Annotated in this window: 15 protein-coding genes; 4 read left to right on the plus strand and 11 right to left on the minus strand. The window is 50.6% G+C overall.

What is annotated here, in order from left to right:
- The first annotated feature begins 64 nt into the window (after positions 1-64).
- Positions 65-1,123: an IS110 family RNA-guided transposase gene (locus ACA058_RS08835; RefSeq protein ID WP_497639851.1), complete on the plus strand. Its 1,059-nt coding sequence runs from the start codon at positions 65-67 to the stop codon at positions 1,121-1,123.
- Between the two features lie 315 nt (positions 1,124-1,438).
- Here the strand turns inward: ACA058_RS08835 and ACA058_RS08840 are convergent, their stop codons facing one another.
- On the minus strand, positions 1,439-2,500 hold the full coding sequence (locus tag ACA058_RS08840; protein WP_497638736.1) for a phosphotransferase family protein: 1,062 nt from the start codon (positions 2,498-2,500) through the stop codon (positions 1,439-1,441).
- 335 nt (positions 2,501-2,835) lie between these two features.
- Between ACA058_RS08840 and ACA058_RS08845 the strand changes: the two genes are divergently transcribed.
- The 3 genes from ACA058_RS08845 to ACA058_RS08855 all read left to right on the plus strand — a co-directional run bounded on the left by ACA058_RS08845 (position 2,836) and on the right by ACA058_RS08855 (position 5,699).
- Positions 2,836-3,630, plus strand: coding sequence for a S1/P1 nuclease (locus tag ACA058_RS08845; RefSeq protein ID WP_497638737.1), 795 nt, complete (start codon positions 2,836-2,838; stop codon positions 3,628-3,630).
- A 34-nt stretch (positions 3,631-3,664) separates the two neighbouring features.
- Positions 3,665-4,600 (plus strand): KpsF/GutQ family sugar-phosphate isomerase, encoded by a 936-nt coding sequence (locus ACA058_RS08850; RefSeq protein WP_497638738.1) that lies wholly within the window; start codon positions 3,665-3,667, stop codon positions 4,598-4,600.
- Between the two features lie 85 nt (positions 4,601-4,685).
- The gene (locus ACA058_RS08855) at positions 4,686-5,699 is read left to right on the plus strand and encodes a galactosyltransferase-related protein (protein ID WP_497638739.1); all 1,014 of its coding nucleotides are present in this window, start codon (positions 4,686-4,688) and stop codon (positions 5,697-5,699) included.
- Positions 5,700-5,882: 183 nt separating this feature from the next.
- Here the strand turns inward: ACA058_RS08855 and ACA058_RS08860 are convergent, their stop codons facing one another.
- The 10 genes from ACA058_RS08860 to ACA058_RS08905 all read right to left on the minus strand — a co-directional run bounded on the left by ACA058_RS08860 (position 5,883) and on the right by ACA058_RS08905 (position 20,479).
- Positions 5,883-7,118 (minus strand): hypothetical protein, encoded by a 1,236-nt coding sequence (locus ACA058_RS08860; RefSeq protein WP_497638740.1) that lies wholly within the window; start codon positions 7,116-7,118, stop codon positions 5,883-5,885.
- A 129-nt stretch (positions 7,119-7,247) separates the two neighbouring features.
- Positions 7,248-8,804: a stealth conserved region 3 domain-containing protein gene (locus ACA058_RS08865; RefSeq protein ID WP_497638741.1), complete on the minus strand. Its 1,557-nt coding sequence runs from the start codon at positions 8,802-8,804 to the stop codon at positions 7,248-7,250.
- Between the two features lie 145 nt (positions 8,805-8,949).
- Positions 8,950-10,224, minus strand: a complete 1,275-nt coding sequence (locus ACA058_RS08870) for a hypothetical protein (RefSeq protein WP_497638742.1) — start codon at positions 10,222-10,224, stop codon at positions 8,950-8,952.
- Positions 10,225-10,271: 47 nt separating this feature from the next.
- A complete protein-coding gene (locus ACA058_RS08875) occupies positions 10,272-14,042 on the minus strand; it encodes a CDP-glycerol glycerophosphotransferase family protein (protein WP_497638743.1) in 3,771 nt (1,256 codons plus the stop codon).
- A gap of 70 nt (positions 14,043-14,112) precedes the next feature.
- Complete coding sequence (locus ACA058_RS08880; RefSeq protein WP_497639886.1) at positions 14,113-15,174, minus strand: polysaccharide biosynthesis/export family protein; 1,062 nt, start codon at positions 15,172-15,174, stop codon at positions 14,113-14,115.
- 40 nt (positions 15,175-15,214) lie between these two features.
- Positions 15,215-16,321: a KpsE/RkpR family capsule polysaccharide export protein gene (locus ACA058_RS08885; RefSeq protein WP_497638744.1), complete on the minus strand. Its 1,107-nt coding sequence runs from the start codon at positions 16,319-16,321 to the stop codon at positions 15,215-15,217.
- 48 nt (positions 16,322-16,369) lie between these two features.
- Positions 16,370-17,023 (minus strand): ABC transporter ATP-binding protein, encoded by a 654-nt coding sequence (locus tag ACA058_RS08890; protein ID WP_497638745.1) that lies wholly within the window; start codon positions 17,021-17,023, stop codon positions 16,370-16,372.
- Between the two features lie 13 nt (positions 17,024-17,036).
- The gene (locus ACA058_RS08895; protein ID WP_497639887.1) at positions 17,037-17,777 is read right to left on the minus strand and encodes an ABC transporter permease; all 741 of its coding nucleotides are present in this window, start codon (positions 17,775-17,777) and stop codon (positions 17,037-17,039) included.
- 263 nt (positions 17,778-18,040) lie between these two features.
- The gene (locus ACA058_RS08900; RefSeq protein WP_497638746.1) at positions 18,041-18,832 is read right to left on the minus strand and encodes a CPBP family intramembrane glutamic endopeptidase; all 792 of its coding nucleotides are present in this window, start codon (positions 18,830-18,832) and stop codon (positions 18,041-18,043) included.
- A gap of 427 nt (positions 18,833-19,259) precedes the next feature.
- Positions 19,260-20,479, minus strand: a protein-coding gene (locus ACA058_RS08905) for an IS3 family transposase (RefSeq protein ID WP_497634978.1) whose coding sequence is annotated in 2 segments (ribosomal slippage) — positions 19,260-20,134 and positions 20,134-20,479 — 1,221 coding nt in all. Because the reading frame shifts where the segments join, the coding sequence is not laid out codon by codon here.
- Positions 20,480-21,849 lie beyond the last annotated feature (1,370 nt).

Genomic DNA, 21,849 nt, shown 5'->3' on the forward strand with positions numbered 1-21,849 from the left:
CGACAGCGAGGGCGAGTCCATGAAAAATCATAGTTCGATTGATCAATCCCTGTCTTCTTCCGATTTGTCGGCCTGCACAACCTTAGCGGTGGATCTGGCCAAGCAGGTCTTTCAGGTCGCCGGTGAAGATGTCCTTGGCCAAGTGCGCTACGAGCAGCGGATCAAGTCGCGTGAGGCGTTTTATGAGTTTCTCCGGCAGCTGCCGCCTCATGTCGTGATTTTGATGGAGACCGGTCCGGGTGCTCAAGCCTGGGCCCGGCAGCTGCAAGACCAAGGCAACCTGGCGCGGATTCTTCCAGCCGGTTTGGTGGCCACCCATCGCAGCGGGCCTAAAAATGATCGCAACGATGCACTGGCGATTTTGCGGGCGGGTCGCGATGAAAAAATCTGCGCAGTACCGGTCAAAAGCGTTGCGGCACTGGCAATGCAGGCGTTGCATCGCGCTCGTCAGGGCTATGTGCGTCGACGCACGGCCGTCAGTAATCAGATGCGCGGCCTGCTGCTCGAGCACGGCGTGGCTTTGGCGCAGGGCGATGTTGCGATCAGCCAGAAAATACCGCGGGTACTGGAGGATGCTACCCAGCCGGTGCCGGGCCTGCTGCGTGAACTGATCGACGAACTGTTGGCCGAGTGGCGCCATTTGGGCGAGCGCATCAGCGTGCTGACGGGACGCCTGGAAGTGGCCGCCAACGCCGACATGACGGCGAAGCGACTGATGACTGTGCGCGGCATCGGCCCAGTCACTGCCACGGCACTGGTGGCCAAGGAAAGCAAGCCTGAGCGATTTCCCAATGCCCGCAAGTTTGCCGCGTACTTTGGCATGGTGCCTGACCAGCACAGTAGCGGGCAGACGGTCCGGCTGGGGGGCATGACCAAGCGAGGTGATGTCTATTTACGCAGCCTGATGATCCAGGGAGCCCATGCGGTGCTGCAACAACTACGACCTGATTCCCAGCAACCCGATGACCGCCGCTTGTTGCGCTGGATGAGCCGGCTGGGCCGTAAGGAGGCTGCGATCAGGCTAGCCAACCGCAACCTGCGAATCGTCTGGGTGCTTTTACAGAATGATCAGACTTATCGTCGCCACGCTGGTGATGGCCAGCAAGCGACGATGAGCCACTGAGCGACAGAGTTCTGCCACCGAGGTACTGACTGTCCGACCCTTTGTTGAAAAAAATTGACCCCAGGTAAGACCGGCGTGGATTGATGCCTAAGCTCCTACTGGCCTTCGAGGCCTGACTGTAATCGGCATACCACGAGCTCTTCCAATTTTGGCCAGATGCCGAAGACGGCTTCCATGAATAGGCCTGATACATAGATGCAACGGGGCGACAGTTTTTCAAAAGCGGGTAGACAGTGGGGGCGAGTCCATACATAGGAGCTGGCTTGCCAGCGAAGGCGTCCTCACCTTAAACAATAAGCGTCCGTATCAACTCGCCTAACGGCCAGAAATCAAAGGCAGCGCCAACAAGTACTCATACTTCTCATGCAACAGATCCAGCTTGCCCCGTCGCTGATAGTCAGCAATCGTCTTGGGTCGCAGGAAATGCCAAAGGGAATTCTGCAGAAAAAAATAATCCAGGTTACGCAACGCCTGCTGCCGATCGAACCGAGGGTCCAGCATCTCCAGATAGGTCACGAGGAACTCGTCGCGCACTGTTACAAAGCGCTCCATGTCACTGCGCCTGAACACCGCGCTCAGGTAGGAACCACCGTCAAATCCGACACGACCAACCTTGAACTCGCTCCAGTCGATCATTTGCAGACCCTGGGGCGACAGGAAAAAATTCTTGCGCAAATAATCCATATGGCAAAAACAGCGCTGACTCTTTTTTGCCCCATTGGCCTCACGACGCAACATCGGCCGCAACGCGCGAAGTCGACGCGGCAGGTCGGCAAAACGGTCATCGTCTCGGACCAGCTCTTCAAGAGAGTGCAAATAGCGCTCGTAATTGAAGCGCGAGCGCAGCAGATACCAAGGCCGGAAAAAATCCATGGTCCAGAACTTGGGAGCCTGCCAACAGGGAGCGAGGCCCAGATGACGGTTGGACAATGCCTCGATCTCGGCAATGCCCGGCGCCACGGTCTTTGCGATAGACGACATACGTGGTGGGCGGCCTTGTACGTAGCCGGTAAAAATCAGGCTTTCCCAAGGCGTCTCGATCACGCCCAGGCAAGGAGGGTGCTTGAAGTGAGCACTTTCGCTGAGCACGTCGCGTTCCCGATAGAAACGTGACTCAAGGCTGGTGATAAAAAGAGTTTTTCGAATCGACTTTTCGATCACATCCTGCGTGGCACCGGTGGCGAGATCGGTCAGTCGGTGATGACGCACGTAATTGACAAAAGAAGCATTGGACGCCAGGTCGTTCGTGACGATGCTGAACCCATCAGCTCGATACCCTGGCAGGAGAAAGCTCAAGCGTTTTTCCAGTGTGGCACTGGTTAACCAGAAGGTATTTCTATAGCTGACGAGTGTTTCGGTGTTCGATTCGCTACTCATGCATTCCAACTGTAAACAACAATCCGTTTTCTGGCCTGGCACGCAAACGTGAAGGTCAAGCGTTCCTTGCCCATTTGTTGGAGCAGTCGATCGGAGGAGGCGCGATAGTACGGATTCCAGCCGCTCATTGCCACGTTTGCGGTCGCGCTCGAAAGGTAAGTGCCGTTTTTTCCTACAAAGGTGCTCTGTTCGTCGTACGTGAAGTTCCCTGTCGGCGGCTCAACCGTTAACATACGCGCCACTTAAATCAAGGAACGATCGCTGCCTTTATGAATCGGTCCGCTGGCAAGCCAATTGCCTCGTCGATCCAGCGTAGTGGTACAGGGAGGTCAACGTTGAAAATCAAGCTCATCGCTTTCACCTTCCTCTCTATTCATGCGTCAAGCGTACTGGCCTGGGGCATTGAAGGGCATAAAACAGTAGCCCTGATCGCCGAATCCAGACTGGACGCGGTTGCGCAAATCGAGGTGCGACAGTTACTGGCTCTGGAAGGGGCGAGCAGTCTGGCAGACGTCGCCTCCTGGGCAGATCAAATAAAGGGCACTGAGCCGGGGTTGATCAGCCACGCTGTGCGTATTCCATTTGACGCAACTGACTATGACCCGAAACGTGACTGCGGTCGTAATGGTAAGTGCGTTGTTTTTGGAATAGAGCGATATGTAGCCATCCTTGGTCAGAAAGACGCGCCAGCGGCAGACCGATTGAGGGCGCTGAAATTCGTGGTGCACTATGTGGGTGATATCCATCAACCCTTGCACGCCATTAAAGAGACCGGTGGTGTGAAGGTCCAGCTTGGAAAGCGTGAGTACACGCTTCATAAAGTCTGGGACACCATTTCTGTCCGATCACTGAAAATGCCGCCGGCTGAACTGGCGTCTTACCTTTTGGCTGGCAATCCGACTGTTCTCCAGCGTACGCCCGAGGAATGGGCAATGGAGAGTCATGATATTGCCAGAACCTATATCTATGGCGACGACATGCAGCGGGCCGACTCGACGATGAAGATAGTTTTGCCTAAGCGCTATTTGAAGGACATCTCCCCGGTGGTCAAAACAAGACTGACCGATGCCGGACTTCGGCTGGGCACTTTACTTAATCGGGTGTTGCACGCTTCGTACACATCTATCTAGGCGTACCACCTAACCAAGGACCATTGGCTTTCCCATGAATCACCTTCCAATTGCTAAAGATGCACTCAACGCTCAGTCGCAAGCCATCAGCCAACTTGCAGCACGCCTCGATGATGAATTTCAGCGTGCAGTGGAGCTCATACTGGGTTGCAAGGGCCGCGCGGCAGTCTGCGGCATGGGTAAGTCCGGACTGATCGGCCAGAAAATGGTCGCCACTTTTGCCTCTACGGGTACGCCGAGTCTTTTCCTGCATCCGGCTGAAGCCTTTCATGGTGATCTCGGAATGCTTAAGCCGAGTGATGTGCTGATCCTTATCTCCTACAGTGGCGAAACCGAAGAAGTCGTCAAGCTGATCCCGAGCCTGAAGTCGTTCGGCAATAAAATCATCGCCATGACCGGTAACGGCCAATCCACCCTGGCCAGGCATGCCGACATCTGGCTCGATATCTCCGTCGAACGTGAGGTTTGCCCCAACAACCTCGCTCCGACCACCTCGACACTTGCCACCATGGCCATGGGAGATGCGCTTGCTGTTGCATTGATCGCTGCGCTCGACTTCAAGCCGATGGACTTCGCTCGCTACCACCCCGGTGGCAGCCTTGGCCGCAAACTTCTGACGCGCGTCAGTGACGTGATGCACACCAGTATCCCTAAGGTGACCCGCAACACCTCATTCCACAACTGCCTGCTGGTTATGACATCGAGCCGCCTGGGGCTCGCCCTGGTGATGGAAGATGAAAAACTCGTCGGCATCGTCACTGATGGCGATCTACGTCGTGCTTTGCTGGGCAATCCAGGGGTTGTCAACGAAAACGTCGAGACGTTCCTGACTTCAAACCCGCACACCGTGAAAGCGTCTGCACAATTGTCCGAAGCCGAGGCCTACATGCTGGATCACAAGATCCGAGCTTTGCCGGTTACGGATGATGACAGCGGTGAAGTGGTTGGGGTTGTCGAGATTTTTGACTGAAGCGGACATTGGCCCTGCTCACTGGGATTAGAGGGCATGGGTGTTGGATTTTAATCGGTCAAGCAAGACCAAAGAGTGTCGAACATTGTTAGAGACAACCAAGTCTAATATCACAGCCATCGTGCCGCTTGATTTGGTGCATCGCCCCTTGGATATCATCTCCAAGGCATGGCAGATGGCCACAGTTGCTAAGCGCTCCAACGTCAAAATCATCTTTGCTCACAATGATCGTGGAATGTGGGTAGACAGGCTGTTCAGGCTCGTCATCGGTAAATGCGACGCTGCAGTCACCATCTCAAAGCGTTTCTACACGGGAAATGTGAATGCGGCACTGCTTCGTAACGAAGCATTCAAGCATGTTGAAGATGATTATTTGACCTTGTTGGACGTAGATATCTGGCCCGACTTCGCGCTCATAGAAAAATACAGGCTTAAAGTTGAGGCGCACGAACGGCCGTTTTACATGCTGCCGTGCCTTTATCTTACAAAGAAAGGGTCCAGTGACCTGATTCGCTCAAAAATTGATATCAATCAGCTTACTCAACGCTTCTTCAATTTTTCCAGAAAAGAGTTTTTACATCTGGCAAGCCCCTCTTCGGTAATCGTAATGCGTAGCAAAGATTACTCGATACTTGAGGGGTTCAATGAGGCTTTCTCCGGGCATGGATATGAAGACTTCGACTTCATGATGCGTCTGGCAGAGCTTCACGGCGACTTGGATAAAGCCCCTGACATGTTGCTCGACAAAACTGCAAGATCTCCACTCTTTGCTCGCGGGTTTCGACGCTATCTTGGCGAAAGTTGCTTTGGCGCACTTTTGGAAAAGGATATGGCATTTCATATTTTTCATGAGAGGCCGGATGTCGAGGGCTATCAGGCAGCGCGAAAAAAGAATTATGAGCTATTTGTCTCACTCCATGAAAAGAAAGTGTCCGGGAAGGCAATTGGTGATCCGACCTTGATAGCAATTTTCACCCGGTTGTGTGCAGAAAAAAATATTGACGTAAGTGATTACGGTATTTTGTTTGATAACAAGCCAGGTCATGTCGATAGATTCGACACGTTTCGGCGGCGTTTAAAATTCCTCCTAAATGAGTAAGAATAGAAGGTAAGAAGTTCGTAATTTTATTGGGCGCACCAATGCGCTCTTTATAATCTCTATACTAGTCGCGTTGTCCGATATCTAATCGAAATAAAGAGCACCTGTAATGGTTTGTTGCGGTAAAAGCAGCGTAAGTAGTAAAAAAGCGCCTGCTTACGCTTGTTTTAGTTGATAAGTATGCTAAACAGCGACTACAGTGAAGTTGGATTCTTTAGCGTTAGCACGGAACAGCATTCGCTTGGTATTTCCTTCGCCTGTAGACAAAATTTCTTTATCAGAAGTAAGCGGTGCCTGTCGCACAAAACCTTGTGAGAAAATTTCTATATGGGCTGACCATTCCCCAATTGGAAGTTCATCTATTGGAAGTCCTGCGTGCTTAATGGTGCAAAACCAACCTTTGTCATAATTAACTAAGTCGCCATCAAATAGTTCTCTCGATAAGTCTGGCTTGTTGTCCTTTGCGATTCCTATAGACAATGTATTTTCATCGTTTTTAAGAATTAGCTTCATATTTATGTCGGAATAGTTTTCGCATGATACTCCGCGAATTATTGAAATTCCTTCCGGATAGTATCTCCCCTCGCTAGTTTTGAATTTTTTTAGTTTTACGTGTGGTCTATAGCTGGGTTTTTCCGGTGGCGAAAGCTCACGGTATTTGATTTCTTCATCGGAGAATCGCGGGCTCATACCCATTGCTGAAAGGTTAACAATGGACATTGTGATTGCGATAGTGTGTCTACTGACTTGATTGTGCTGCTTGATCATTTGCGAATTTGCCATGATCAAATTAAAATTTTCGAACTTCCTAAGCTGCTTGACGTTGTTGGCGATTTCTGTTTCATACTGCACGTCAGCCAAAGATGAAATTAGAAATACGTTTTTTTTGGGGTGGGAGTCTTTAATTGCCTCCGCTATCATGTAGTCGAGTTTGCCCTGTATGTCGCGAACTCCGCTTTCTGACAAACCGCTTGTCATGTGTTTGAGTGCGTAAGGCCAATCTTGTTCCACGTACGAGCCTATGTGGAATTGAGGTACAGAGGCGATGATGGTTCCAAAGTTATACTTGAATCCATAGTACATTGCGGCGCTGCCGCCTTTCGAGCTTCCAAGCACGGTACAGTCAGCTGCCTCTAATTTAAGCTCTTGTAGGATGCTTGAAATAAATCCATAAACGATTGGCTCAATATTGAATTGTCCTTTGGCGCAAAGATAATAGCTCTCGCCGCCAAAAAAATAATCCTGTATCCATACTACCTCGGCAGGGCAATCTGAGAGGGTGTTGTGGTAGTTGTATGCCGGTTTTCCATTTCCACTGAAGCCCGAAAAAACAACAACCAGATGTTTGGTATCGTACCTTGCGGGTTTTCTCATGTATGAGATTTCTACACCACCAATAACTGCCTTTTTCTCAATCATGTCGACTCAGTGCTTCCAGCTTGTAGGAGTTTTAAGTGTTTTTGTACGTAATCGATTGTACTCGGACAGTCCGTGCGGGCTGAACGAAACTGGTTAAATTTATATATTTCTTCAATGATTTACCTGTGGTTAAGTCTCTGAAAGAATATGTGCATTACCAGTTTTTGTATTCATGTGTCCGGTTTCCCAAATTGATCTTTGATGGTAGCGAAGTTCGAAGTATTTTGTGCTTAGCTCTTTGTATTGTGCATCTAAGGCGCTGCCTTTTCCGTCGTTGAAACACAGTACTTTGTATTTGTATGTGTCTTGATTGAGGATTTTAATAATGTTTGTTGGTCTTACAATGTGACTGCTGGAATCTGCACAAACAGCTGTTCCCTGAGCGACCGCATAATGATGATAAAAAAAGGAAGTTAGGTTTATGTCAGTAGAGCTCCGTATTTGAGCTTGACGCGTAGCTGTAAAAACGTCGAGGAGTTTATTTTCTATTTCCGCCAAAACAGATTTTTTTAGTGCATACGGAACATGTCTATGGAGCTGTCTTGCTTCATATCCTGGAAATAGATCACTCAAAAGAAGCTGAGAGTTCTTTGCGGCAATTAAATAATCGGGATCTTGATCATTTATAAAATGTGAAATCATGCCATAGGGTTCGAAGTAAGCTATGGAGCGGCCGCTGTCGTCAAAAAAATCTGATTGCAAACACGGGTGAGATAGAAAAAAGTCATCATTCAAGTAAATAAAGTTTTCCTGCAAGTCAGGAATTCTATGAAGGCAACACTCAATTGCGTGAGAGTTAAACGTCGGTAGTACATCATTGTCTGGAAATACTTCCTGGTGATCAATCCAGCGAATACGATCACTAAAGTTTAACCAGTCAGGTTTGGTGCAGTTGGAAACTATAAATATGCGGTTGATCCATGGTGCATACTTCGAAAGTGATCGCAGTGAATACTTCAATTCATTGTTGTCAGTGTAACGGTCTTTGTCGTAGGGAGTTTGAGGAAAGGTCTGCAGCCAAAGTTTTTGCCAGTCAGGGTCTGCTTGATTAACCCAAGTATATACTGCGTCAATTTTTAAATTCGACGGGCGCGATCCGTTATACAAACTACCAATCTTAGACGCAGGAAATCTTTTAATCCAAGCTTTATTAGATCTGACGATGGCTACGTTGGCGTCATCTACGTCATATAGATGAATGTTAAACACCTCAGTAACATTGTTAGGTGTGGACAACTCCAGTACGAAACTCGCGCACTTGTAGAAAAGTGCTAACAAGTGCGCTGCTTCAATTTTTTTACCTGAAGCTGCATTAAAGCTTTCTCCGTTAATGCTGAAAATGTCAACCCGTACGGAACTCTTGTTGCAATAGTGAGAAAGTGCATCAAAAAAATTATAGAGTTTTTCGCTCCACAATACCAAGCCATTGGGGTCCTGGCCATCCCGAGCGCCGATACCAGAACCGAGGTTGTTGATTGCGTATTTCCGAAGACCTAGACGATCTAGTGCCTCCACATCGATTTGACATTCATCGTAACTAACGTTGCGGGTGGTCGCTGCCTCGCCCTCATATTTAACTCGAGCGGACAGTTTGTTATTTACGCGTTTGCGGAACATGTCATAAAAAAACAAGTCAGGATCGCGGAAGAATTTTTTTATTTTCTTAAATTTTTCAGGCTTTTTCATTAAATTACCTCAGGCGGCGTATAGGTGTATTGTATCGGTCTATGTGGCCTGATTTTTTAATAATACAAAGCATTCGAGAGGCTGAAAGGCACTTGATTCTAGGGAGGTGTGATGAATTTCTATAGTAATTCGCTAGCATATTTTATCAACTTGCAAATAATTCGTTAGCATGGCAGGCGTTAAGCGCTAATTCTTTGCGGTCGATATATATGAATGTACTATCAATAGAGGTCAGCGTTCGAATGGTATGATTATGGTTTTTTGATGATTTAGATGTCGGAGAGGTCATTGGAGCGATGCAGTCATGTCCACTCATTACTATTCGGAGTGAGCACTGGTATTCACCATCGGGGATGGTGTTGCTATCAATGCCCGCATGTTTCAGTGTGCAGAACCAAGCTTTGTCATAACTGGTGAAGGATTCAGAATAAAACTCTCTCGTCAAAAAAGGTCTATTGTCTTTCGCCAGATCTATAAAAACGGTATCGGATGATTTTACGTCTGTTAACTTAAGTTGAAATTTTACGTCGCCCCAATTGTTGCAGGAAATGTGTTTTAAGATACCGATGCCATCTATAAAAATTCTATCGTTGATAACTTCTATTTTATTAACTTGGACTATTGGCTTGCCGATTTCAGTTTTTTTATTTTCATCAGTGTCGTCGCCACGCAGTACGGAATAACCGTATCGAGGTGCTAGATTATTGCTTAGCGCATAAAAAATTGATAATAAGAGTGACGTGTGGTGGCTTGTTACTTGGTTGTGGGCGCGAACTAGTACGGACTGGCTTAAAAAAAAATTGAAATTACTGTACTTTAAGAAATCACCTTTGAATGGTTTGATTTCTGTTTCGTATTGTACGTCTGCCTCTGACGTTAGTAAGTAGATGTTTCTGTCCAGGTTATTATCTGATCTTAAAAGCGATGGTAGTAGATCGTCTATTCTATTATTTTGTTCTGTATTGCTGTGCCCCAGCATGTTTTTGGCCGACTGCTTCCAGTTGTTTAAAACATAAGTTGCTATGTTCATTTGGGGGACAGTGGATACTATGTTTTTAAAGTTGTACTTAAGGCCGTGATATAGAGCGGCGCTGCCACCTTTGGAGAAACCTGCAAGCGTGCATTCGTCCTTTTGAAGTCCTAGGGAATCAAGTGTGCTATTAATAAGTTCTTGAACGGCTTCTTCGGGACCGAAATCATTGTCTTGAAGAATGTAGTACGAACAGTGCCCGCCGAAATCGTCTTTTATCCATAATATATTTGCAGGGCAAGACTGAAGCGAGTTTTCGAAATCATAAGTGAATTCAGAATTGGCGCCGAATCCGGAAAATATTACAATCAAATGTCGCGCATCATATTTTCTGGCTTTAAATTTGTAATTTAATATTGTGTCGTTGTATTTGAACTCTAGTTCGTTCATTCCGAAAATCCAAAAAGCTCAGGGGAGGCCCCTGAGCTTACTAATAGTTATACTGGTTGTTTTATTCTCGCCCAGGCTTTTTCAGTACGTGGACTATTCCCAAATTGCTGACAATATTGCGTTAAAGTTTTTTTCGCGGCTTTTGTATTACCTGACTGATGCAGTGCTAATGCTAGGTCAACCGTGGCATCTCGATTAGGGTTCAGATCTTTGCGAGAGATAAATTCATTCAGATGTTGAATAGCGGCCTGCCACTCAGAAGAAGCTAGACTAAGTAGGGCTTTTTCCTGAATGCGAGTACGCTCATCCACTGCGTTATGAGCATTTTTGAATGCTTCAATGGCTGAGTCAATTTTATTGTTTCTTCGCCGAGCCCTGGCGAGTTTTAGCCAATAGTCAGAAGTGAAGTCATCTGCGTTAGCTGCTGCTGTCCAACACTTATCAGCTTCTTTCCATTTGGAATTTACAAAAAATACTTCACCAGCAATAATATTTGAATTTTCATCCAGTACAGGGGTTTTTATTGTATTCAGCTCTTTGAGGGCTTTTTCATAGAGATTTTGTTTGTATTGTGTGCGAACTATTCGGAAAGACAGATCTTCTGAATAGGATATTTCTCTTAGTTCCTTCCATAGTTTCTCTGCTTCACTCCATATGTCCAATTTCTCAGCGATTTCTGCTCGCTCGGAAAGAATAGACGGGTGATGCATATCGGTCGCAAGATCAAACTGCGCTAGTGCTTGCGCAATGTTTCCAGCTTTTCGGTAGTGTTTGGCAGCAGCAGCTACCACCTGTGGAGAGAATTTCTTACCTTTGAATTTGTTTGTATACAACTCATACGTATCTATGGCGATTCCAGTGGGGTTTAATTCGAAGCCCACTGCAATCTCTTCTTCCTTCATTCGATCCGACCACATTCCCAAAGCTTTTAACTTCTCATGCCATTTGTTGCATTTTTCATATTCACGCAGCTCGCGAAGAGTGCGTGAATATTCTGCAGCGTCGGAGTCGCTTAACATACGTGGTGAGTTATCGATAAGTCGCTCCCATGCATGAGCCGCCAGCTCCCAATTGGAGTGCTGCATGGCTTTGGTGGCCGTACGACGTACCGCTCTAGACAAGTCAATGGCAGAGACTGTATTTCTCTCGAGTCTCACGATCGATTTGTAAACCCTCTCACAATTGAGGGTGTCGTGGAATGCGAATGTATCATTGCGACGTTGTTGGTATAAATCATGGTCAAGTGTATTGCTCGCAGCTTGTGCCAGTGCATCGAGCGAGCTATCTAAAGTTTTGCATACAGGTCCGAAGCCGTCAGATTCGTACGAATAGTAACCCTTAGTATAAGTGTGACTACCATTAAAGAAAACGTCATGGTCAAATTGGAAATAGATAACCTTTCTATCCAGTGCCGCTACGTCAAATGCTACTGAAGAATAGTCTGTTACTAGTACTTCGCAATCAGCGAAGTACTGCTGCATGGAAGTACCGGGGTTGTGTGTGCCTAATTTTACGTACGACGGTACCTCGAAGTCCTCTAGGTATGGTTGCACGTTAGCATGCGGGAAAAATACGATTTCGAGATTTTTTTCTTCAGCGATTGCTTTTAATTTAGGTGAATGCAAAAACGCTTTCCACGCGACTGTGTATTCGCTTTCAGCGAACCCAGGTTGTTTCTCGCGCTCGAAACCATTGTCAGATGCTTGGCCGACTAAATCATGGCGCCATGTTGGCATAATTAGTATGCTTGGTCTTGCATTTCTTGGCATAGAACGTAGTCGGTCATGACGCGGTAAGCCTGTCAATACCATTTCCCGCTCGCTAAATTTGTAACTGTCCCCATGGCAAATAGACTCATATTCACGCTTGGATGATGTCACAAAGCAATGAATATTTTTGTTGTTTAGCCAGCCAGACAAATCATCCTTAATAATGCCGTGCTGAAGGAACGTAAACTTGTATTTTCTTAGGTCAGCAGTATGGGAGTTTGTTAGGCCGCCGAATACATAGTGGTCTGCATGAGATGAGATGAGATGCGCGGCATTAAGCAGCGCAAATTTATGCTCGTCTGAACCGTAGGGGATAAGGTTGAAACCCTCCTCTTCGAGTCTGATCCAGTCCGGTGAAGTTTGATCCAGAACAAAATAGATATTTTGGTGTGATTGATTTTCTTTAACATATCTATATAAGTGTTCCGCATTATCATCGGCGAATGAGTTTCGATCCATGAATACCCAACAGTTGGCATATTTCAAGCGATTGGCGCTGTCTAATGCCTGAAGGCGCAAGACTCTTATGTCTTCTGGAATAGAGTTCGCGTCTACTGGTGTTGGTCGGAATGATTTGAAAATTTCAGCTATGCCGACACCCGCTTTATGCTGCTTGCCTTTGAGAGTAATCCGAGTGTCTTGTTTACCTTCTACTTGGATGAATAAACTCTTGGTATCGCCTGCTTTGACCCAAATTATCCTTTCGTAAAGGAAAGCTTCGCCAAAAAGAATATGCTTACGGGTTTTGTCGAACACCGGAATGGTCGGTTTCGAATCTAGGGTCAGAATTTCTTTCGTGTGCGCATGTCTAGTAAAGTAACGGATCTTTATAAGATCGCGAAGTTCGTCGGCTTCATCGATATAAGTGATATTAAATTTGGGTTCGGTATTTTTATAATACGAGATTAATCCGAATTTCTGGAAGAACCATAATCCAGCAAGTTCAAAGTTTAGGATCGTTTCATAAGAAATGTGCTGCATTATCTCGCGAACTAGATTTTTATATTTTTCCAGTTCGACAGGAGTGAGGTGGCTGAGCTTTCCATCGTTATTGATGAATCGTTTGAAGTGCCAAGCCAAATCGTAAAGGATAGTTCGCTGAATAAACGTTTTTACTGCACCATGTTTCTTGAGGCTTTCATTAATTAGACTCAAGTAGCCGAGACGCAGTTGCGCATCAAAGCGACCGGGCTTTTCCCAAGCGGTATCGATGGTGGAGGTGCCATTTTCGCGCTTTCGGTAGTAATACTTTGGTTCCGAAATGAACGCGATATGACCGTCAGTTAATCCCAGCAAATATCTGTTGACGAAATGACCGTCTTCAAATGCAGGTCTGATAAGCGGATTGAAGAATAGGTTTTCGCTAAGAACTCGAGTTCGCTTAAACACAGCTGTGCTAGCGCTTAGTTGAATGAATTTTCCGAGGTCGTTAGCTGGCAATAGCACATCACCGCTAGCAAATCGAAAGCGAAGGGCATGGCCATCACTGAATTCATTCCGATTCTCCATGAAGAAAATCATATTCGCGCTGATCATTTTCAGCTCTTTGCCTGCTGAGTGCGCCTTTCGGAAGCAGGCATCTAGCTCCTCAAAGTAATTCAGCGACAAAAAGTCATCGGGGTCAACAAATGTCAACCAATCATGTTTAGCATACCGCAGTCCATTATTTCTTGCTTGAGCCTGGCCCGCATTGCTTTGCTTAAAATACTTGATGTTAAATGGGTATTTGGCGACCCATTCTTTGATAATCTCAGCGGAGCCATCTGTAGAGCCGTCATCCACTAAAATGATTTCAATGTATTTTTCGAAGTCAATCGTTTGATTTACAATTGATTCAAAAAATGCGTGCAGATATAGCTCTACATTATAAACTGCTGCGATTATGGAGTATGTTGACGTTGATTCTTTTCGCAATAACTCACTTGGAATTGAGAACGGGAGTGGTTGCTGTGCTTTTTCAACAATAAGGTTAGGACATGTTTGCATGTTATCTTTGATAACGTTGCGTGCTCGGGTCCTAGAGCTGTTTTTCCGTTTTTTTCTGGTCATGTCTATATAACTTAAGTTGTGGATGCAGGCGAGCGGTTATACCACCCGCTATTATGAATTGATTTGAGATTTATTTAGATATGCCGGTGGCTGCACCAAAGATCATTGTCTGCACAATAGGAGATATAACTTTCTGCCATTCATAGACCGCAGCGTTGGTCACATAGATAGTGTCGTCTGGCTTCATGGCAATCTGCTGTGCATAGAAAATCGCAGCGGGATCACGCATGTTCAAACGCAACACTGTGGGCTTCGGCTTATTTGGTTCCATCCTAAATACGAAGACGCCTTCGGCGTTCGCGTTGCCTTCACGCAGCCCACCTACAGAGCCCAAGGCGTCTAACAGGCTGGTATTTTGCGCAGGTAGGTCTCTGAGGCCAGGTTCGTTCACAGCACCCATCGCAACAAACCGCTGACGCGCTCGGTCTAGCACCACTTCCGAATTGGGGCGCAGCACCATGTTGTTGCCAGCCAGTACATCCTCGTAGTTGAACTGCTGAACCTGACTGCCGGTGCGCACGGTGACGTTGACCAAGTGCGGCTCCATCACCGGGCCGCCGGCCTGGTTGACGGCGTCCAGCAGTGTCAGCGGGCCTTGTAGAGTGCTAAAGCGGCCAGGAGATTTGACCGCACCGGCTACCAGTACCGAGCCCGACAGATCGCCGACCAGTTCAACATGGGTTTGCACGTCGGTGGTCACACCTTTCAGCTGTCTGCGGATCATGTTCTCAACTTCGTTGAGCGTCATGCCGGCGACGAACTGACGACCGACGTAAGGCAGGGAGATCATGCCCTGGTCGTCGATGCGGGTCTTGAGCTGCGTGCCACCAGCGGACAACGGGGCGAACAGCGCCGAGCCTTCCGGTGCGTTGTCGGTGATCAGCACGTTGAGGATGTCACCGGCCATCAGTCGCGCCGAGGGAGCGACTGGCTTGGCGATGCTCGATTGCACCGGGCGTACTGCGCCACGCATGTACGGGGCGATGGTGTTGGCGTTGATCTCGACCAGGTTGTACGACTCGTTCTTGCTTTCGATATCGCCCTTGTAGGGACCGGCGCCGGACAAAGTGCCGCCGCAGCCTGCCAAGGTCAGGGCCGCCAGGATCAAACCCGCTACAGCGCTGTTTCGCATGCTCATGTTCAGGGGGCGAAGGGGCAGGCCAGTAATGGATTTAATCACGATGATCCTCGATCGATGCAATTAGGAAGCGGGTGACGCCGTAAAGCAACAACAGTGCCAGGAAGATGGTTGCCAGGTTGTAGAGGCGCTCTGGGTAGATGGCCATCTGTGGTGTGTTCGGGCTGACCACGGTGACCAGGGTGCGAATCTTCTTGCTGGCTTCGATACGGGCGTTGTCGAGTGCGGCGACGGCAGTCTTGTAGGTTTCTTCAGCGATGCCGGCGTCCAGCGTCAATTGCTGGAAGCTCGAGGCAACGACGTTGAGTTGGTCGCCATCGGGTGCGGACACCAGCAGGCGTTTTTCAGCATTCAGTTGTTCGCGAATGGCGCTCACGCGTTGTTGCTGCTGCTTGACCTGCGGTGAGTCGGCGCGAAGTTTGTAGAGCATCTGGGTGAGCACGGCGCGCTCTTTGGAGTGTTCGCCTTCCAGGGTGTCGATGATGCTGGCGCGGCCTTGGGCCGAGCTTTTTCCGTCCAGTACCTTGTTGCGGTTCTGGAAGCTCAGCAGCTCTTCCTTGCGCAGGGTGTAGTTCGCTTTCGCGCCTTCCAGTTCGCCTTGGGAGAAGCGCATCTGCTCGCGGGCGATGCTATGGGAGACTTCGTTTACGAAGTGCTCGCTGGCTTCGAGAATGACCTGGACCATTTGCTCGGCCAGTTCCGGGCTGAAGGCTTGAACTTCAACCTTGAGCAGGCCGGTGGTTTCGTCATAGTGCGCGGTGACCATGCGCTGGTAGTACTTGAGCAGGTCTTCACGCTCAGTGTCGGCGCTCAGCCAGAAGAACGGGTCGTTGCGTTGCTTGCTGTATTGCTCGACCCAGTGCAGGCGGTCTTCCAGCAGCTGCATCATGTCCATCGACACGATGTATTCGCGCAGGTAAAGGGTCTCTTCGCGGGAGGCCGGATTGGCGCCGCTGATCAGCATGCTCAGGCCCGGCATTTGGGCGGCAGGGTTGTTGCTGTCCTGGCGTACCACCACTTGCGCGGAGCTGACATAGCGGTCCACGGCAAAAAAACTGTAGTAGACGATGGCCAGTACCATTGGTACCACGATCAGCCCCAGTGTCAGGCGCCAGCCCTTGAATTTACCCGTACTGCTCATATGCACACGCATCCTTGAAATAAAACAATCACGCCACGGTCAGGGCGATCAGGTGTTGTAGGCCTTGATGCCTTCGGCGACATCGTCATAGATCTGCACCCCGCCATCGCGCACCAGCAGTACGACGTCGCAGAGCTTCTGAATTTCATTCATGTTGTGTGAAACCAGCACGACCTTGGATTTCTGCAGGCGCTCTTCGAAGACATTGGCGCACTTGCGTTTGAAGTGCGCGTCACCCACCGACATCACTTCGTCGATTAGGTAGTAGTCGAAGTCGAAGGCCATGCTCAGGCCGAACGCCAGGCGCGAGCGCATGCCGGAGGAGTAGGTCTTGACGGGTTCGTCGATCCAGCTGCCGATCTCGGCGAAGTCTTCGACGTAGGCGATCTTTGCACGCATGGCGTCGCCGACCGCACCGTAGACGCGGCTGACGAACTTGATGTTTTCGCGGCCGGTCATGCTGCCCTGGAAGCCACCGGACAAACCGACGGGCCAGGAAATGCTCTTGTTGGTGGCAATGGTGCCGGAGTCCGGCACATCGGCGCCGCCCAACAGGCGAACCAGGGTCGATTTGCCCGCGCCATTACGGCCGATCAGGCCGATGTTTTTTTCGGCGGGGATCTTCAGCGACAGGTCACGAAACACATGGCGACGCCCTTTGGGGGTCAGGTACGACTTGGTTATATTTCTGAGCTCGAACACGGTAAGCCTGCGGTTAGCCGTTCTTGGTGGAGATCAAATGCAGTCGACGAACCCGGTATGTACCGAGCGATACGAACAACAAAACCAGGGTGACAGCGATCACGTACTCAAGAGAGACGCCATCGACGGGCACGTAGTAAGGGAAGATCTCGGCGCGGATCAGTTCCAGCAAGTGCAGGAACGGATTGAGCAATAGCAGCGGAAGCATGGCGTGTGGCAGGTAGGAAGCCGGGATCAACACGCCTGAAATGAAATACAGCGGGAAGAACATCATGCGGATAAATACTTTGCTGCCGGGAATCGCATGAGCGATCAACGCCAGCAGCATGCCCAGGCCGAAGGCAAACAGCAGACCCAGCAGAATGGTCAGTACCCACTGGATAGGTGCCTTGACCGACATGTCGAAGCCAGACCAGGCGAAACCGAACACCAGGATGGCGTACACCATGGCGGAGATGCTGAACTCCACAAGGACCCGAGCGATGAAGGTGTCCAGGGGTTTGATTTGCTTGTAGGCGAACAGCGAGCGGTTTTCCTTGGGGCTGTCCATCAAGCGCAATGCGGTATTGCGAAACAGCAGGAAAGGAGCGAGCCCGACCAGGACGAAGACCGGGAAATCAAGGCCGGCTACTGTTCTGCCCCGAATCAGCGCAAAAAGGACACTCAAGATCAAAAGGTGAGCAATCGGTTCTAGCAAAGTCCACACAGCACCCATGCGACTTTCACCTATACGTGCGCGCGCTTCGCGCAACACCAAGGCAAAGATGACCGATTTTTTGATTTGCAGAGAGGAACGAGGCTTCAAGATGGTTTACCGCACAGCACAACGACGCGGTAAACGCGTTGCTTGAATTCATTTTCAGAGGACTTTCTGTCGATGTAGGACAGATCGCTTCCATTCGTGGGGCGGGAGGTTAAACGCTGTGCCTGACAGGAGTCAAGCTGAGTAGTTCCCTACCGATAATCGGCTGTTTATGCCAACGTTCACGGCGTTTTGACTGAGCGACGACTAATGGCTCAGCTGGCCAGCATCGGGTAAGTAAAAAATCCGAAATGGAGCAGATTCAAACCGAAGTGGGTAGCGATGGCGGCAGCCAATCCGCCGAATCGATAGGCCAACCCATAGCTTGCGCCGGCCAAGGTTGCCAGCAATACCCACTCCCAACCGGCACCCCAATGGACCAAGCCGAATAATAAAGATGCGATCAGCAGGGCAAGGTGATCGCCGTAGGGCAGGTGTTGGAAGCGCCGGCTCAGGCCGCCTTGCAGGTAGCCGCGAAACAGCGCTTCTTCTACCAGTGTTACGAGCAGCAGGTTGTTGTTTATCCACAGCCATGCCTGTGGCGGCCATTTCGGCGACCACTCGACGATCCCCAGCAGCCATGCTCCCCCCAATGTGACGATTGCCGTCAGGCTCAGGGTCAGGGCACCTGCCTTTAACGCTTGAGTCAACGAGTGGCGGCCGATGATCCATGGGCATACGAGTAACAGCCAGAAGCCTATCAGCGGTTTATCCAGATTGAGGTACATCGAGAAGGGCACGGCGTTCTCGGTGAAGCGTTCCTGGTCGATCATCCTGGCGTTGTGAAATCCCGGCCACCAATGGAGGGCCAAGGCGAGGGCGAGAAGGATGAACAGGGCATGGCCGAGGTAGGGGCCATAGCGAAAGCGGTTTTGCCGGACGGCGAATCCGGCGAGTAGCAGCAGGATGATCGCAATGATCGCCGGGGCAGTCAGATAACCGTAGGTGAGAGCAAGAACATAACCGGCAGAGAGTAATGTCAGGTACGGCCAGGGCAGTACGAGCATGGGGTCATCCTGATTGACTGGTGGAACTACCTTAAGTGGTGCATTTAGGCAGATTTACCCGCGAGCCAGCAAGAAAGGTCCTGACTTTTTTCCTTAACATGGCATGTGTAGAACTGTGGCTGTGACTATGTTTATAGGTGCCTGATATTCATTTGGAAGGCGAGCTGGCGGATTATCCTGAATCAGGGAACGCACATGACTACTTGGCCCATGATTACCGTGACATTGTTGATGCTGGTACCGCTGATGGTTCTTGCTACATCGATACAAGGTTGGGTTCAACATTTCAAAATCGAAGGCGACACCGAGTACTAGTCGTGGATTGACGAAGTACCGGTCCTTTCCATAGCGCGAACACTGAGCACAGGGATGTGGTCCCCCCGCAAATACTGGACTTGCCCCTACAAAACCGGACACCAACTCCCTGTTAAATTGATGCTGCCGCCAATCGCCTGAACTCCCTCGGTGAGCGATAGTTCAAGGCGCTGTGCGGATGCTGCTCGTTGTAGTGTTCGAAGGCAATGGCCAGGTTACGCAGCGCCGTTTCTCGATCCGGCTTGGGCATGTGCGCCACGTAGTCACGCTTGATCGTCTTCACGAAGCTCTCGGCCATACCGTTGCTCTGCGGGCTGCGCACTGGCGTGGTCACCGGTTGCAAGCCGATCTGCCGTGCAAACAGGCGCGTCTGTTCGGCGGTGTAGGCCGAGCCGTTGTCGCTTAGCCATTGCACCGGCGTGGCGGGCAGTTGATCACCGAAGCGCTTCTCCACGCTTTCCAGCATCAAATCGCGGATGTCATCGCCGCTGTACCCGGTCGGGCTCGCGACCCAGCCGATGGCCTCGCGATCACAGCAGTCCAAGGCGAAGGTCACGCTTAGCTTGGCGCCGTCCTCGCAGCGGAACTCAAAACCATCCGAGCACCACCGCGTATCACTGGTTTTCACCGCAATACGGCCTTCGTGCCGACGTGGCACGCCGGGCTGTTTGAGTCGGCGCTCAAGCAACAGATTGTGATCACGCATGACTCGGTACACCCGCTTCACGTTGATCGCCGGCAGCGACTGGGTTTCACGCTCCCGGCGCAGTAATCCCCAGACACGACGGTAGCCATAGCTGGGCAACTCGCTGACCTGCTGTTGGATTTCAACCACCAACTCAGCGTCGTCCACAGGTCTGCTTCGCCGTGCCTTGGGCGATACCGATTGTTTGATTCGAACCGTTAATTGCGAGCGCGCCACACCGAGACATTCGCTGACCAGCTTCACTGGTCGTCCCCCGGCAACAAGGGTGAGTGCGCAATCCATTTTCGCGACCGGGCGATCTCCACGGCCTCTTTGAGGATTTCTGCTTCCATCGTTTTCTTGCCCAGCATCCGTTGCAGTTCACGGATCTGCTTGAGCGCATCGCTCAGCTCGGAGGCAGGCACCACGGCTTCGCCAGCACTGACCGCCGACAGGCTGCCGTCCTGGTAAAGCTTGCGCCACTGGAACAGCTGGTTGGCATTGATGCCGTTGCGCCGAGCCACCACCGAAACGCTTTGCCCTGGCTCAAGGCTCTCGCGAACCATGGCCAGTTTTTGCTCTGGGCTCCAGCGGCGCCGCCGTTCCTGGCCCAAAAGCTCCCCACTCTTATCGTTGCTGTTAGTCATAAACATAACCGTTTGCCTATCCCTTATCGTAAGGGGGAAACGGTGTCCTGTCTTTCATGGGGCTCGTTCAAATACTGCATTTTGTGCGTAAGTCTGTTGCCCTCAGAAAGTATGCAAGCCAGCTCATTAAGCGTGGGCGACATACACCTTGTAGACGCCAGCGGTGCATCGTTCCGACTTGCCAGCGAAGGCGTCCTTGAACATTGCGTTGGTCTTCCGGGCCCCATCGTCGGAACGCCGCCCGCAGCAAGCCGGCTCCTACAGGGGAACGCGTTCACCTGAGATCAGGCCGGCCGGTCGGCCGCCTCGCTTTTGCTTTGGCTTTTGATCTTCCTTGCCCCGTCGAGAGGCCGAGTGGAGGTTCTGCGCAGTGGGCAACCCGGCATGGATGCCGGGTTAGCCGCGCTGGGCCAAGGATGGCCCATCGCGGCGGGCCCACGGAGCAGGACCGGAGCGAGGGCATGCCGAGCATTAGCGAGGCACCGAACGCCAGGGGCAAGAGCCCTTGGTTACTTGGGGCTCTTCCAAGTGACTCGCTGTAAAAGCGAAACCATAGGTGGCCGTTACCGCAGGAATGGATATGTACTCGGTCAACAAGATCCAGGTCGGCTGTGAGGCCGCCATCGCTGGCAGGCCAGCTCCCACAGTGGATCGGGTGCATCCGCGAGCGATTGGTTGGCTGTCAGGCCGTCATCGCTGGCAGGCCAGCTCCCACAGTGGATCGGGTACATACGCGAGCGATTGGTTGGCTGTCAGGCCGCCATCGCGGGCAAGCCTTGCTCCTACAGTGGATCGGGTACATCCGGGAGGGATTGGTTGGTTGTCAGGCCGCCATCGCTGGCAAGCCTTGCTCCTACAGTGGGTCGGGTACATACGGGAGTGTTTGGTTGGCTGTCAGGCCGTCATCGCTGGCAGGCCAGCTCCCACAGTGGGTCGGGTACATCCGGGAGGGATTGGTTGGCTTTCAGGCCGCCATCGCGGGCAAGCCTTGCTCCTACAGTGGGTCGGGTACATCCGGGAGGGATTGGTTGGATGTCAGGCCGCCTTCGCTGGCAGGCCAGCTCCCACAGTGGGTCGGGTACATCCAGGAGGGATTGGTTGGCTTTCAGGCCGCCATCGCGGGCAAGCCTTGCTCCTACAGTGGGTCGGGTACATCCGGGAGGGATTGGTTGGCTGTCAGGCCGCCTTCGCTGGCAGGCCAGCTCCCACAGTGGGTCGGGTACATCCGGGAGGGATTGGTTGGCTTTCATGCCGCCATCGCGGGCAAGCCTTGCTCCTACAGTGGGTCGGGTACATCCGGGAGGGATTGGTTGGCTGTCAGGCCGCCTTCGCTGGCAGGCCAGCTCCCACAGTGTGATCGGGTACATTCG

It is taken from the genome of Pseudomonas sp. LBUM1649, from assembly GCF_059716155.1.